Origin of the sequence: Pseudomonas sp. CBS (genome assembly GCF_024734645.1) — a bacterium.
Taxonomy (GTDB): domain Bacteria; phylum Pseudomonadota; class Gammaproteobacteria; order Pseudomonadales; family Pseudomonadaceae; genus Aquipseudomonas.
In genome coordinates, this window is sequence record NZ_CP102929.1 from 3,869,326 (window position 1) to 3,882,123 (window position 12,798).

The 12,798-nt window shown below is 59.9% G+C and carries 13 protein-coding genes; 6 read left to right on the forward strand and 7 right to left on the reverse strand.

The window, feature by feature from the left end; genetic code table 11:
- Positions 1 to 48: 48 nt before the first annotated feature.
- Both NVB75_RS17735 and NVB75_RS17740 read left to right on the forward strand, forming a co-directional pair.
- Entirely contained in the window at positions 49 to 735 is a 687-nt protein-coding gene (locus NVB75_RS17735) for a transposase (protein WP_258342580.1), read from the forward strand.
- 175 nt (positions 736 to 910) lie between these two features.
- A complete protein-coding gene (locus NVB75_RS17740; protein ID WP_258342582.1) occupies positions 911 to 1,186 on the forward strand; it encodes a hypothetical protein in 276 nt (91 codons plus the stop codon).
- A gap of 138 nt (positions 1,187 to 1,324) precedes the next feature.
- Here NVB75_RS17740 and fba read toward each other — a convergent pair whose 3' ends face one another.
- From fba to tkt, 6 genes are all read right to left on the reverse strand, one after another.
- On the reverse strand, positions 1,325 to 2,389 hold the full coding sequence (gene fba, locus NVB75_RS17745) for a class II fructose-bisphosphate aldolase (RefSeq protein ID WP_003177554.1): 1,065 nt from the start codon (positions 2,387 to 2,389) through the stop codon (positions 1,325 to 1,327).
- Positions 2,390 to 2,514: 125 nt separating this feature from the next.
- Entirely contained in the window at positions 2,515 to 2,850 is a 336-nt protein-coding gene (locus NVB75_RS17750) for an MliC family protein (RefSeq protein ID WP_017476464.1), read from the reverse strand.
- A gap of 60 nt (positions 2,851 to 2,910) precedes the next feature.
- On the reverse strand, positions 2,911 to 3,138 hold the full coding sequence (locus NVB75_RS17755; protein WP_017476465.1) for a hypothetical protein: 228 nt from the start codon (positions 3,136 to 3,138) through the stop codon (positions 2,911 to 2,913).
- A 29-nt stretch (positions 3,139 to 3,167) separates the two neighbouring features.
- Entirely contained in the window at positions 3,168 to 4,331 is a 1,164-nt protein-coding gene (locus tag NVB75_RS17760; RefSeq protein WP_102605030.1) for a phosphoglycerate kinase, read from the reverse strand.
- 19 nt (positions 4,332 to 4,350) lie between these two features.
- Positions 4,351 to 5,400 (reverse strand): erythrose-4-phosphate dehydrogenase, encoded by a 1,050-nt coding sequence (gene epd, locus NVB75_RS17765; protein ID WP_258342585.1) that lies wholly within the window; start codon positions 5,398 to 5,400, stop codon positions 4,351 to 4,353.
- Positions 5,401 to 5,570: 170 nt separating this feature from the next.
- Complete coding sequence (gene tkt / locus NVB75_RS17770) at positions 5,571 to 7,568, reverse strand: transketolase (protein WP_258342586.1); 1,998 nt, start codon at positions 7,566 to 7,568, stop codon at positions 5,571 to 5,573.
- Positions 7,569 to 7,817: 249 nt separating this feature from the next.
- Here tkt and NVB75_RS17775 point away from each other — a divergent pair, with 249 nt between their 5' ends.
- From NVB75_RS17775 to NVB75_RS17790, 4 genes are all read left to right on the forward strand, one after another.
- Positions 7,818 to 8,813, forward strand: a complete 996-nt coding sequence (locus tag NVB75_RS17775; protein WP_258342587.1) for a metalloregulator ArsR/SmtB family transcription factor — start codon at positions 7,818 to 7,820, stop codon at positions 8,811 to 8,813.
- Between the two features lie 19 nt (positions 8,814 to 8,832).
- Entirely contained in the window at positions 8,833 to 10,023 is a 1,191-nt protein-coding gene (gene metK / locus NVB75_RS17780; protein ID WP_017476470.1) for a methionine adenosyltransferase, read from the forward strand.
- Positions 10,024 to 10,167: 144 nt separating this feature from the next.
- Positions 10,168 to 11,853: an NAD-dependent DNA ligase LigB gene (gene ligB / locus NVB75_RS17785; protein WP_258342590.1), complete on the forward strand. Its 1,686-nt coding sequence runs from the start codon at positions 10,168 to 10,170 to the stop codon at positions 11,851 to 11,853.
- A gap of 81 nt (positions 11,854 to 11,934) precedes the next feature.
- Entirely contained in the window at positions 11,935 to 12,330 is a 396-nt protein-coding gene (locus NVB75_RS17790; RefSeq protein ID WP_063026582.1) for a DUF1090 domain-containing protein, read from the forward strand.
- Positions 12,331 to 12,336: 6 nt separating this feature from the next.
- Here NVB75_RS17790 and NVB75_RS17795 read toward each other — a convergent pair whose 3' ends face one another.
- Complete coding sequence (locus NVB75_RS17795; RefSeq protein ID WP_088425324.1) at positions 12,337 to 12,786, reverse strand: cytochrome c; 450 nt, start codon at positions 12,784 to 12,786, stop codon at positions 12,337 to 12,339.
- Positions 12,787 to 12,798: the final 12 nt, after the last annotated feature.

Here is a 12,798-nt window from a genome sequence, read left to right on the forward strand (position 1 = left end):
TTCCGAGTGCTACCCTTTTATCTCTCTACACGGAAGTAGGAGGTCAACATGCCCAGAATGGCACGGCTGGTACTGCCTAATTACCCACACCATGTCGTTCAGCGTGGTCATAACAAGCAGGTCGTCTTTGTTGATGCATCAGATTTCGAACACTACCTCACGAACTTGCGGGAACTGAAACAAGCGCTGGCAGTAAAGGTGTACGCCTTTTGCCTTATGACCAATCATGTACACCTCTTGCTGGATCCGGGCGATGACCCTATGGCATTAGCCAAGCTAATGAAGGTCTTAGCAGCACGTACGACGCGTTACCGCAACCGACTGGAAGGTCGTACGGGCACGCTTTGGGAAAGTCGATACCGTTCAAGCATTGTTCAGAACGATACCTATCTACTTGCGTGCACCCGATACATCGAACTCAATCCAATCCGTGCCAGGATGGTTGCTCATCCAAGCGACTATCCGTGGTCCAGCTTCAATACACGTTTCAACACGACGGCCACGGCTGACTGGCTGGATGAGATCCCTTGTTTTGAAGCGTCAGGTCTAGCGCCTGAGGAAAAGCGAGCACGCTACGTCGCCCTTATTGAGCAAGGCATTCCAACATCTGAAATTCAGTTGATCAGGAACGCATTACAACGAGGGCAGTTGACGGGCAATTCAGTTTTTGTAGATGAGATTGAGAAAATTACAGGGTTGCGTATCACCAATCGCGGGCGGGGTAGGCCTTGGTGACTTAAATAAATCTGTCCCCTTTATCGGTCCCCTTTATCGAAACTAAACTCGCCATCTTTTCCTACAGCCATTCGTCGGAACTGTGATTTCTAACAGGTAGTCACATATGTGATGCATCACTAGAGTGTTATCACGTCGTCAATTCATGACGACCCTTTACAGAAGGATATTGATCATGGCTGCCTATATTGATAGCGCGCAAGGCGGAGCCGCTCAAATTACAGTTTCAGGAAGGGGCACGCCCGGTTATCGGGTTTACTTGAATCAAGCTGGTACGGGAGCCACTCTAGGGAGCGGGGTTGTTGGCTCAAACGGCATATACTCCTTTACCACCCAAGAAGCGATCGTGCAGAACCTCCGCGGACAAACCATTAACGTACAAGTGAGAGAGACTGTAGATAACGTCAACTATTCGGACTGGAGCCTCACCAGGTCAGTGACGATTTCCTGACTTCCTACTCCAAACTTATTAGTTATCGGCATATCTATTGAATACAGTTAACCTTTCAAGTTTCAGTTCGACAATCAAGATAAGGAATATGAATAAAAAAGCCCGCATCGCTGCGGGCTTTTCATTAACGCGTAAGGCTTAGTTGACCTTAGCGTTCAACTCACCTTTCAGGTAACGCTGGTACATCGCTTCCAGGGAGATCGGCTTGATCTTCGAAGCGTTGCCCGCAGTACCGAAGGCTTCGTAACGTGCGATACATACGTCACGCATGGCCGTCACGGTAGCGCCGAAGAATTTACGTGGGTCAAATTCGCTCGGGTTGGTGGCCATCAGGCGACGCATCGCACCGGTGGAGGCCAGGCGCAGGTCGGTGTCGATGTTGACCTTGCGCACGCCGTACTTGATGCCTTCGACGATTTCTTCAACCGGCACGCCGTAGGTTTCTTTGATGTCGCCGCCGTACTGGTTGATGATCGCCAGCCACTCTTGCGGTACCGAGGAAGAACCGTGCATCACCAGGTGGGTGTTCGGGATGCGTTTGTGGATTTCCTTGATGCGGTCGATGGCCAACACGTCGCCGGTAGGTGGCTTGGTGAATTTGTAGGCGCCGTGGCTGGTGCCAATGGCGATGGCCAGGGCGTCAACTTGGGTCTTTTTCACGAAGTCAGCAGCTTCTTCCGGATCGGTCAGCATTTGGCTGTGATCCAGTACGCCTTCGGCGCCGATGCCGTCTTCTTCACCGGCCATGCCGGTTTCCAGGGAACCCAGGCAGCCCAGCTCGCCTTCAACCGAAACGCCGCAGGCGTGAGCCATGGCCACGGTTTGTTGGGTGACGCGGACGTTGTATTCGTAGTCGGTCGGGGTCTTGCCGTCTTCGCCCAGGGAACCGTCCATCATCACCGAGCTGAAGCCCAACTGGATGGAGCGCTGGCACACGTCAGGGCTGGTGCCGTGGTCCTGGTGCATGCACACCGGGATGTGCGGGAATTCTTCGATCGCAGCGAGGATCAGGTGACGCAGGAACGGAGCGCCGGCGTATTTGCGTGCGCCGGCCGAAGCCTGGACGATCACTGGAGAGTCAGTCTTGTCAGCGGCTTCCATGATGGCGCGCATCTGCTCAAGGTTGTTGACGTTGAAGGCTGGAACGCCATAGCCGAATTCGGCTGCGTGGTCCAACATCTGGCGCATGCTGATAAGTGCCATTGTGAGTCTCTCTCCCGGTCGAGGGTCGTTAATCGTGCAAGCCTGCCGTAGCGGCGGCTGCTATTCAAGTTATTGAAGGTCAGGCTTTCAAAGCCTGGCCTGCTGAATCGTTATTGCTGTCGGGGTTACTGCGCTTTACAGCCACGCCCGATCAAATCGTCGGTGGCAACCCAGTAAACCAGGCCTTCCTCACCCTTTGTGTGAAACGCCAACTGGCCGTCGCTGTACAGCACGCCCGAAGCCGCCACGTCCTGCTTGAGGCGATACACCTGGTCAGAGCCGCCGAGGCGTACATCCACCTGGGTGCGGGCCTGGTCGGCAAAGCGCCAGTTGACTTGCGCCTGGCTGTCACACGTCCAGGTGGTCCACTTGTCTACCGGCTCTGCCTTCTTGTCGAACATGTTCAGGTTGGTGCATCCGGCCAATAACGCCAGTGCTGCCAGGGCGAAAACGCCTTTCATTGCCAATCCTCAAGCGGCGACCTGCGGCCACCGCTGCTGTCGGTTAGTGAATCAGACCCGTCAAGGGCAACCCTGTTCCTGACCGTTGGGCGCAGAGTCGTATTTCTCCAACCCGTCCGGCCCGATGCGCTTGCTGATCACCGGCATGGTTTCGGCTTGCCAGTCAGCCTGGTAGCAACTCTTGCGCGGCTCAGCCCCGGGCTTTTCAGACTCGGGCGCCGCTTCAGGCGTGCTGCCGCAGCCGGCCAACACGCCCGCTGCTATCACCAGTGCCAACGACTTGATCATCGGAATGCTCCTTTTCCTCAGCAAGTGCTTCAGCCCTTCGCTCGGCTTTCCAGCACTTCAACAGCCGGCAGTACCTTGCCTTCGACGAATTCGAGGAACGCACCACCACCGGTAGAAATGTAGGAGATCTGGTCAGCAACGCCATATTTATCGATGGCTGCCAGGGTGTCGCCACCACCGGCGATGGAGAATGCCGAGCTTTCAGCGATGGCATGGGCCAGTACTTTGGTGCCGTTGCCGAACTGGTCGAACTCGAATACGCCAACCGGACCGTTCCACAGGATGGTCTGGGACGACTTCAGCAGTTCAGCGAAGTTGGCTGCAGTTTGCGGGCCGATATCCAGGATCATGTCGTCGGCGGCCACATCAGCGATCAGCTTGACGGTGGCTTCGGCGCTTTCAGCGAATTCCTTGGCCACGACTACGTCCACCGGCAGCGGCACGCTGACCTTGGCGGCGATGGCGCGGGCGGTGTCCAGCAGGTCCGGCTCGTACAGCGATTTGCCCACCGGGTGACCGGCAGCGGCCAGGAAGGTGTTGGCAATGCCGCCGCCGACGATCAGCTGGTTGCAGATCTGGCTCAGGCTGTTCAGTACGTCGAGCTTGGTGGAGACCTTGGAGCCGGCGACGATGGCGGCCATCGGTTGGGCCGGAGCGCCCAGCGCCTTGCCCAGTGCATCCAGCTCAGCCGCCAGCAACGGGCCAGCTGCGGCAACTTTGGCAAACTTGGCCACGCCGTGGGTCGAACCCTCGGCGCGGTGAGCGGTACCAAAGGCGTCCATCACGAACACGTCGCACAGGGCAGCGTATTGCTGGGCCAGTTCGTCGCTGTTCTTTTTCTCGCCCTTGTTGAAGCGCACGTTTTCGAACAGCACGATGTCGCCGGCCTTCACGTCCACGCCGTTCAGGTAGTCGGCAACCAGCGGCACGTCGCGGCCCAGGGCCTTGCTCAGGTACTCGGCTACAGGCTTGAGGCTGTTTTCTGCCGAGAATTCACCTTCGGTCGGGCGACCCAGGTGGGAGCAGACCATCACGGCCGCGCCTTTTTCCAGGGCCAGCTTGATGGTCGGCAGCGAAGCCAGGATTCGCGCATCGCTGGTGACAACACCGTCCTTGACTGGGACGTTGAGGTCTTCGCGGATCAGTACGCGCTTACCTTGCAGATCGAGGTCGGTCATCTTCAACACGGTCATGGGTGGCAATTCCTGAGAGCTAAAGTTGTGGAGAGGCTGTTTGCAGATAGTGTTCTGCAACGTCCAGCATACGGTTGGCAAAACCCCATTCGTTGTCGAACCACGCCAGGATGTTCACCAGCCGTGGGCCGGAAACGCGGGTCTGGCTGGCATCGACGATGGCCGAATGCGGGTCATGGTTGAAATCACAGCTGGCGTGAGGCAACTCGGTGTAGGCCAACAGGCCTTTGAGCGGGCCGCTGGTGGCGGCGTCGCGCAGGATCCGGTTGACCTCGCCAGCGTCGGTGTCGCTGACGGTTTGCATGGTGATGTCCAGGCAGGACACGTTCACCGTCGGTACCCGTACGGCTTTGGCCTGGATTCGCCCGGCAAGTTCCGGCAACAGTCGCTCGATACCGCGCGCCAGCCCAGTGGACACCGGAATCACTGACTGAAACGCCGAACGCGTACGGCGCAGGTCTTCATGGTGGTAGGCATCGATCACCGGCTGATCGTTCATCGCCGAGTGAATGGTGGTGATCGACACGTATTCCAGGCCGATCGCCTGGTCCAGCAGGCGCAACAGCGGCACGCCGCAGTTGGTGGTGCAAGAGGCGTTGGACACCAGCAGTTCGGTGCCGGTCAGGCAATCCTGGTTCACGCCATACACGATGGTGGCGTCGACATCCGCCTCGCTGGCCATCGGCTGGGAGAACAGAACCCGCGGCGCGCCGGCGTCGAGAAAGCGCTGGCCGTCGGCACGGGTGTGGTAAGCACCGGAGCATTCCAACACCAGGTCGACGTCCAGCGCCGCCCAGTCGATGCCCTCGGGGGTGGCACTGCGCAACACCTTCACGCAGTTGCCATTGATATGCAGACAGTCGTCTTCAACCCGTACTTCGCCGGGGAACCGGCCATGGGTGGAGTCAAAGCGTGTCAGGTATTCGATGCTGGCCATGTCCGCCAGATCGTTGATCGCAACAATTTCAAACCCGGCCGCCGCCCCTCGCTCGAACAGAGCACGCAAGACGCAACGACCAATCCGGCCGTAGCCGTTGAGTGCAACTTTGTAGGGACGCGGTTGAGGCATGGGGTTCTCGCATTGTGGGCGACACAAACCATTGTAGGAGCGAGCTTGCTCGCGAAGAACCCGAGAGCGCCGCGTTAAACCAGAAACGCTGCGTTATCGTTGACGATCTTCGCGAGCAAGCTCGCTCCTACAGTGGATGCGGCAACCAAAGGGTCACCGCGTTCGAGCTTTTAGTCTTCCAGCAGCTCTTCAGCCTGACCCAGGATGTTTTCCAGGGTGAAGCCGAACTCTTCGAACAACGCTGGCGCCGGCGCCGACTCACCGTAGGTGGTCATACCGATCACGCGGCCTTCCAGGCCCACGTACTTGTACCAGTAGTCGGCGTGAGCCGCTTCGATGGCGATACGTGCGCTGACCTGCAACGGCAACACCGATTGCTTGTAGTCGGCATCCTGGGCTTCGAAGACGCTGGTGCACGGCATGGAAACCACACGCACGTTGCGACCGGCAGCGGTCAGCTTGTCGTACGCCTGAACCGCCAGGCCCACTTCGGAACCGGTGGAGATCAGGATCAGCTCAGGCTCGCCGATGCAGTCTTTCAGCACGTAGCCACCACGGCTGATGCCTTCGATCTGCGCCGCGTCGCGGGTTTGGTGCTGCAGGTTCTGACGGGAGAAGATCAGCGCCGAAGGGCCGTCTTTACGCTCGATCGCGTGCTTCCAGGCCACAGCCGATTCGACCGCGTCCGATGGGCGCCAGGTGTCGAGGTTCGGCGTGGTGCGCAGGCTGGTCAGTTGCTCGACCGGCTGGTGCGTCGGGCCGTCTTCGCCCAGGCCGATGGAGTCGTGGGTGTAGACGAAGATCACACGCTTCTTCATCAACGACGCCATGCGTACGGCGTTGCGGGCGTATTCCATGAACATCAGGAAGGTCGCGCCGTAAGGCACCAGGCCGCCGTGCAGGGCGACGCCGTTCATGATGGCGCTCATGCCGAACTCGCGCACGCCGTAGTACATGTAGTTACCGCTGGCGTCTTCCGCCGAGACACCCTTGCAACCTTTCCACAGGGTCAGGTTGGAACCGGCCAGGTCAGCCGAACCGCCGAGGAACTCAGGCAGCAGCGGGCCGAAGGCGTTCAGGGTGTTCTGGCTGGCTTTACGGCTGGCGATGGTTTCGCCCTTGGCGGCCACTTCGGCGATGTAGGCCGAGGCTTTTTCCGAGAAGTCGGCAGGCAGGTCACCGGCCAGGCGGCGCACCAGTTCGTTGGCCAACTCCGGGAATTCAGCGGAGTAGGCAGCAAAACGCTGGTCCCACTCGGCTTCGGCAGCCAGGCCGGCTTCCTTGGCGTCCCACTCGGCGTAGATGTCAGCCGGGATTTCGAACGGGCCGTGGTTCCACTTCAGCGCAGCGCGGGTCAGGGCGATTTCCGCGTCACCCAGTGGGGCGCCGTGGCAGTCTTCTTTACCTTGCTTGTTCGGCGAACCGAAGCCGATGGTGGTCTTGCAGCAGATCAGGGTCGGCTGCTCGCTCTTGCGGGCGGTGTCGATGGCGATCTTGATCTCTTCAGGATCGTGGCCGTCGACGTTGCGGATCACCTGCCAGTTGTAGGCTTCGAAACGCTTCGGCGTGTCGTCGGTGAACCAGCCTTCGACTTCGCCGTCGATGGAGATGCCGTTGTCATCGTAAAAGGCAATCAGCTTGCCCAGGCCCAGGGTACCGGCCAGGGAAGCGACTTCGTGGGAAATGCCTTCCATCATGCAGCCATCACCCAGGAACACGTAGGTGTGGTGGTCGACAATGTTGTGGTTCGGGCGGTTGAACTGCGCAGCCAGCACTTTTTCAGCCAGGGCAAAACCCACGGCGTTGGCCAGGCCCTGGCCGAGTGGACCGGTGGTGGTCTCGACGCCAGGGGTGTAGCCGTATTCCGGGTGGCCCGGGGTGCGGCTGTGGATCTGGCGGAAGTTTTTCAGGTCGTCGATGGTGACGTCGTAGCCGGTCAGGTGCAGCAACGAATAGATCAGCATCGAGCCGTGGCCGTTGGACAGGATGAACCGGTCACGGTCGGCGAACGACGGGTTGCTCGGGTTGTGTTTCAGGTAGTCACGCCAAAGTACCTCGGCGATATCCGCCATGCCCATCGGGGCACCGGGATGGCCGCTGTTGGCTTTTTGCACGGCATCCATGCTGAGGGCACGAATGGCGTTGGCACGCTCACGACGGCTGGGCATCGCTGATCTCCTGGAGGTTGAATAAAAGAAACGGAAAAAAGGATCGGCATTTTCCCTCAGCCACGGCCCTCGGGGCAATGACAGATAGTCACTTGAGGGTGTTTTTCCTGCGGATAGGCTGGAGAAACCGTTGACCGCTTCGTCTATGGGTTATAGCGGCTGCTTATAACCACCGATTATCGACCAATATCAAAACTTTTTGATATTGCCCTTGCGGGGTTTTCCCACCGTCACTAGACTGCTGGCCTTATGAACCTGAGCGCATCTTCCATTCGCCCCGACGACAGCGACGAGCTGGCAGCCCTGTGCAAGGCCGGCGGCGACCCGTTGCGCCTGAATGTATTGCGCGCGCTGACCAACGATTCGTTCGGGGTGCTGGAGCTGGCGCAGATCTTTGCCATCGGCCAGTCCGGCATGAGCCACCACTTGAAGGTACTGGCCCAGGCCGACCTGGTGGCAACCCGCCGTGAAGGCAATGCGATTTTTTACCGTCGTGCCCTGCCCCACACCGAACAACTGGGCGGCAAGCTGCACGCTGCGCTGCTGGAAGAAATAGACAGCCTGGCCCTGCCGGCCGACGTGCAGTCGCGCATCAGCCAGGTGCACGGGCAACGCGCTGCGGCCAGCCAGGACTTTTTCTCACGGGTAGCCGAGAAATTTCGCGCCCAGCAGGATCTGATCGCCGGCTTGGCGCAATACCGCGAAAGCGTGCTGGCACTTTTGGACAAGCTGAGCTTCAGTGATGAAGCAACGGCGGTTGAAGTGGGCCCCGGTGACGGTGGTTTTCTGCCGGAGTTGGCGCGGCGCTTTCATCAGGTCACGGCGCTGGACAACAGCCCGGCGATGCTGGAGCTGGCCCGCCAACTGTGTGAGCGGGAGGCACTGGGCAATGTCCACCTGCAGTTGGCGGACGCCCTGAATGACACCAGCCTGCGGGCCGACTGCGTGGTGCTGAACATGGTCCTGCACCATTTCGCCGCCCCGGCAGACGCCCTCAGGCAGATGGCGAATTTGCTGCAACCAGGCGGCAGCCTGTTGGTCACGGATTTATGCAGCCACAACCAGAGTTGGGCCAGGGAAGCCTGCGGTGATCTCTGGCTGGGTTTTGAACAGGACGATCTGGCCCGTTGGGCCACCGCTGCGGGACTCGTTCCCGGGGAAAGCCTCTATGTAGGTTTACGTAATGGTTTCCAGATTCAGGTCCGCCATTTTCAGCGACCGACTGGCGACACTCACCATCGGTAAATATCAGGAAATCATCGAGATGAGCGAATACTCCCTTTTCACCTCCGAGTCCGTGTCTGAAGGGCATCCGGACAAAATCGCCGACCAGATCTCTGACGCGGTGCTGGACGCCATCATTGCTGAAGACAAGTTCGCCCGAGTGGCGTGCGAGACTCTGGTGAAAACGGGCGTGGCGATCATCGCCGGCGAAGTCACCACCTCTGCCTGGGTAGACCTGGAGCAGATTGTTCGTGACGTGATCATCGACATTGGCTACAACAGCTCCGACGTCGGCTTCGACGGCGCGACCTGCGGCGTAATGAACATCATCGGCAAGCAGTCCCCGGACATCAACCAGGGTGTCGACCGTGCCAAGCCTGAAGATCAGGGCGCCGGCGACCAGGGCCTGATGTTCGGCTACGCCAGCAATGAAACCGACGTGCTGATGCCAGCACCGATCACCTTCTCCCACCAATTGGTGAAGCGCCAGGCCGAAGCCCGTAAATCGGGGGCCTTGCCATGGCTGCGCCCGGACGCCAAGTCCCAGGTGACCTGCCGTTATGAAGGCGGCAAAGTCGTCGCCATCGACGCGGTGGTACTGTCGACCCAGCACAACCCGGACGTTTCCTACAGCGACCTGCGCGAAGGCGTCATGGAGCTGATCGTCAAGCACGTACTGCCTGCCGAACTGCTGACCAAGGACACCCAGTTCCACATCAACCCCACCGGCCAGTTCATCATCGGTGGCCCGGTGGGCGACTGCGGCCTGACCGGTCGCAAGATCATCGTCGACAGCTACGGCGGCATGGCCCGTCACGGCGGCGGCGCGTTCTCCGGCAAGGATCCGTCCAAGGTTGACCGTTCGGCGGCCTACGCCGGTCGTTACGTGGCCAAGAACATAGTGGCCGCCGGCCTGGCCGAGCGTTGCGAGATCCAGGTGTCCTACGCCATCGGTGTAGCCCAGCCTACATCGATCTCGCTGAACACCTTCGGTACCGGCAAGATCAGCGACGACAAGATCGTCAAGCTGGTGCGTGAAATCTTCGACCTGCGTCCTTACGCAATCACCACCATGCTCGACCTGCTGCACCCGATGTACCAAGACACCGCGGCCTACGGCCACTTCGGTCGCACCCCAGAGCAGAAGACTGTTGGCAACGACACCTTCACCACGTTCACCTGGGAAAAGACCGACCGCGCCAACGACCTGCGGACCGCCGCCGGCCTGTAATCGCTTTACGGTGTGCACAAAGCCCCGGATGAGCTGTTCCAGGTAAGCCGAAACATCGGGTAAAAAGCCTCGCGGTTGCGGGGCTTTTTTATGCCCGCCGGGATGGCTTAGGCTGGGCGCCCTTTCAGAGCAAGGATGCTCATGATGACGTTGCCTATGCGCTTGCTGTTCTTCTTTTTACTCAACCTCTCGCCGCTGATTGCGTGGGCGCGGGAGTGTCCCGACTGGGAGACCGATCACGCCCAGGCCCAGATCGCCGACCTGGCGCAGCAAGTCCGCCTGTGGGATGACAGCTATCACCGACTCGGCCAGTCATTGATCAGCGATGAACTCTATGACCAGGCCCGCCAGCGTCTTACCCAATGGCGCAGTTGTTTCGCCTCCTCCGCGCCGGCCACGGACAAGCCGCTGGCCAGCGCACGAGGCACCATCGCTCACCCGACACCACACACCGGCCTGGAAAAACTGCTGGACGACAACGCCGTTCAAACCTGGCTGAGCACGCGTCAGGACGTGTGGATTCAGCCCAAGGTCGATGGCGTCGCCGTCACCCTGGTTTACCGCAAAGGCCGACTGAGCCGGGTCATCAGTCGTGGCGATGGCCGGCTGGGCCAGGATTGGTCAGCGTCCGCCCGCAGGATTCCCGGGATCGTCCAGCAACTGCCCGAGCCCGTAGACTTGTTGTTGCAGGGCGAACTCTATTGGCGACTGAATGACCACGTGCAGGCCGCCAAAGGTGGCCTCGGCGCCCGCAGCAAAGTGGCTGGGCTGATGAACCGCCGGCAGTTAAGCGAAGCCGAAGCCGCCGGAATCGGCCTGTTTGTATGGGCCTGGCCCCAAGGTCCCGAGGATTTCCCCAAACGACTGAGCCAGCTTGCGCAATGGGGCTTCACCGACAGTGGGCGCTACAGCCACCCGATCAAGGACATTACCGAAGCGGCGCACTGGCGCAGTTACTGGCACAACCACCCACTGCCCTTCGCCAGCGATGGCGTGGTGTTGCATCAAAGCCAACGGGCGCCGGCCGAGCGCTGGCGGGTCAGTTCGCCCTATTGGGCGGTTGCCTGGAAATACCCGGTCGTCAAGGCACTGGCCCATGTGCGCAAGGTGCATTTCAAGATCGGTCGCACCGGGCGCATTACCTCCATCCTGGAGCTGGAGCCGGTACTGCTGGATGACCGAAAAATCAGCCGGGTCAGCGTTGGCTCCCTGAAACGCTGGCGGGAACTGGACATTCGCCCGGGCGATCAGGTGTCCATCAGCCTGGCTGGCCAGGTCATTCCGCGTCTTGACCACGTCGTGCTGCGCAGCCATCCACGGGTCGAATTGCAGATCCCCCAGGCCAGTCATTTCCACCCTTTGAGTTGCTGGCAACTGGCCCCAGGCTGCGAGGAACAACTGCTGGCGCGCCTGACCTGGCTGAGCGGCGCCCAGGGGCTGGCCCTGCCATATATCGGCCGTGAAACCTGGAACACTTTGATTCAGGCCGGTCTAATCGGCGGGCTGCTCGATTGGTTAACCCTGGATGAGGCAGAGCTTGCTAACATTGATGGCTTAGGTGAACGCAGCAGCGCACGTTTACTCGACAGCTTGCGCAGCGCCCGGCAGCGACCGTTCGCGCAATGGCTGATGGCCCTGGGAGTACCGCCCACGGCCCGCAACAATCTACAAGGCGGCTGGCAAACCCTGGCCGCCAAAGACACTCAAGCCTGGCTGGCCGAAGATGGCATAGGCCCGGGCCGCGCGGCGCAACTGAGCGCTTTTTTTCGCGACCCGCAGGTGCTGGCCTTGGGTGAAACATTACGGGCTGCCGGGATAGATGGTTTTTGACCTCTGCCCCACAGCATTAACCGGTGCCGGCAGAATTCATCCTGCCCACCTGATTGCGACCTTGTTTGCCTTGGAGTCTTTATGAAGTTTCTCGCACCTTTTGCCCTGTTGACCGTCGCAACCTTTATGGCCACACCACTGCTGGCGGCCGACGAAGCCCCGCAACTCACCGGCTGCGCCGCCAAGCGCCAGGCCATCAGCACCCAGATCGAACAAGCCAAGGCCCACGGCAACAGCGAGCAGCAAGCCGGCCTGGAAAAAGCCTTGAGCGAAGTCACTGCCAATTGCACCGACGCCTCCTTGAAAAAGGAGCGCGAAAACAAGGTGCTCGACGCCAAGCACGAAGTCAGCCGCCGTCAGGCCGACCTCGACAAGGCGATGAAAAAGGGTGACTCCGACAAGATCAACAAGCGCAAGGACAAGCTGGCCCAGTCACGCAAGGACCTGCAGGAAGCCCTGGACGAACTGGACAAGTAAGACGCCTCAGTGATCGCGAAACTGTTTATGGCACGCGGTGCAGGCATCTTCGACTTTCTGCACGGCCGGCCCCAGGTTGCTGGCCTTGTAGGGCTGGACCTGGCTGGCGATCACCAATTCACCGGTGGCCGCTTCAAGGTTGCGGGCCATCTCCTGGAAGCGTGCCTGTTGCTGCCACACGTCGTCCTTGGCGCTGGTGTGGTCTTCCTCACGCACGCTCGGGAAATGTTTCCACGGTTCATGGGACAACGCATCAAGCTTGACCGCGCCTTCGGCAAATTTGGCGCCGTCGAACGGAATGCGTCCACGCAGCATGCCGCCCAGGTCTTCGCCGGTCTTGAGCATCTGCTTGAAAATGGCCTTGCGCTGGCCAAGGGGCGAATTCGGATCAACCCCGCCGCAGGCGGACAGCGTCAGGCAGGCCAGCAATACAACGGTCAGTCTTTTAAAAGTCATGATGGCTCAAGG